Source organism: Synechococcus sp. R6-5 (assembly GCF_047461775.1).
Classification (GTDB): domain Bacteria; phylum Cyanobacteriota; class Cyanobacteriia; order Thermostichales; family Thermostichaceae; genus Thermostichus.
Window position 1 is genome coordinate 1 of record NZ_JANSHV010000350.1, and the last position, 1,714, is coordinate 1,714.

The 1,714-nt window shown below is 55.2% G+C and carries 2 protein-coding genes; one reads left to right on the top strand and one right to left on the bottom strand.

The annotated features are described in order from the left end of the window. Positions 1-119 precede the first annotated feature (119 nt). A complete protein-coding gene (locus NW818_RS13625) occupies positions 120-605 on the bottom strand; it encodes an ureidoglycolate lyase (RefSeq protein ID WP_011431703.1) in 486 nt (161 codons plus the stop codon). Positions 606-820: 215 nt separating this feature from the next. Here NW818_RS13625 and NW818_RS13630 point away from each other — a divergent pair, with 215 nt between their 5' ends. Continuing rightward, on the top strand, positions 821-1,612 hold the full coding sequence (locus NW818_RS13630) for a hypothetical protein (protein ID WP_414424859.1): 792 nt from the start codon (positions 821-823) through the stop codon (positions 1,610-1,612). Positions 1,613-1,714: the final 102 nt, after the last annotated feature.

Sequence of the window (1,714 nt, forward strand, 5' to 3'; positions counted from 1 at the left end):
GTTTTGGGGGTTAGAGGCATGCTCTTCTTGCGCTCAAGCGAAAGATTGCTGTGATCAATGATCAATGCTGCTTTTTGCCCGATTGACGAGAAAGTTGACAAGGGATCCCCAAAAGCTTGTCAGGGGGTGATCTGGAACTCCAGGTTGTAGGTTTGGAGTAAGTTTATGGTTTCGTGATCGGTGATGTTGGTGTCGGCCAGCTCCAAGTTGTAGAAATCGATGAACTCTTCGTGGTCAAAATAGGGGCCGGCATGCCAGGTACCCATCTCCAGTTTGATAAAGCGATCCCCAGGCACCCGAAAGGCTTGAATCTGATCCACGTGCAGCTCATCGGCAGGCGGTGCAACACCAATAAACCACTCCTTGCCATTCAGGGATCCCAGGCACTGGGTGCAGCGGATGTGGTGGGTGATCTGAGTAAACTTGAGGCCGCGGCGAGGCAAGCGCATGATGTAAAAGCGGGGCTGCCCTTGATTCAAGAACAACTGAGCATCTTGACTGTCGAAGGGTTTGTGATCGGGAGTGGGGCAAATGACCTGTCCGTAGGGGGCAAAGTTTTCCGGTTCAGCGAGATGGGCCTTCAGTTGGCGCAATTGGCTGGTCACCCTGCTCTTCTCCTTTGCGTTTGACGAGCTGTCTTGTGTCTCACTGTTGCCTTACAACGTGAGCACGAGGGCGTGAAGACGCAAACAGCCCAGCGAACCCCATTCTATCGAGACTTGGCCAGGCAGCTTCCCTTCTGGGAAGGGATCCCTGAGCAAGCCCAAGCTGCTCAAGGTCGCAAGTACAATGGGAAAACTTCCCAGCCTCAGCAGAGCAAATGGCGATGCAGCGGGACTTACAAGAGCTGATCATCTCCCCAGCTCAAGTTGAAAGCCTCTCTCAAGTGCCGGTGGCTTGGTTGTATCGGCCTCAGCCCGTTCGTCGCTTTAAGGATCGCCTGCGCCAGTTCTCCGCTTTCTGGGATCTCCTACGCTTGCTGGTGACGCTGGACTTGTTCTTGCGTTTCTTGACCTTCTGGACAGGGGGATCCCTACTTACCCTGGTGGGGCGGATTTGGATCCCTGGCCTACAGGCCACGTGGGGCACTTGGCTGGTGGAATGGGGGATCCTGGCGGCTATTGCCGCTCTGGGCCAAGCCTATTGGATTTTCCGCAGCCGTCGCATGCCGCTGCTGTTGAACTTGCTGGGGGAAGTGGATCGCTACAACCGAATCATCCAGGCCGTCCACGTCAACGACCAGTTGGTGGAAGCGGGCAACCCCGAGGTGAAGCTGGCCCAGAGGGCTGAGGTGATCGAAGCCCTGAAACTGACCCGGGCCGATCTCATCCGTGCCTTGAAAACCGAACGGATCTTGCGGCAAAACGAAGACCTGATCGAGCAGCAGAGCGAGTTCTTCGGCGATAACTTGGCAGCTTTGACAGCTCTGCAGGTGAGCGAGCAGGCCAGCGAACAGGGTCGTATCCTAGAGACTGCTTTACAGATTGCTTTGCAGGTGCGCTCCCAAATCCGCCGTTTGCAAGAGCGAGAAGCCAACCACCCCCCAAACAGGGATCCCGACAAGATTGAGAAAGATCAGCAGGATAGAGATGGCAACTCAGATGGGCAGTGACTGCGTCTCCTTGCATCCTGGGGTTCTAAAGAAACAATTTTTTTCTGGGGTTTTATGACGCTCTGCACTGTCAAGAAAGGACTCCGTCCCGCTGGCGCGAAC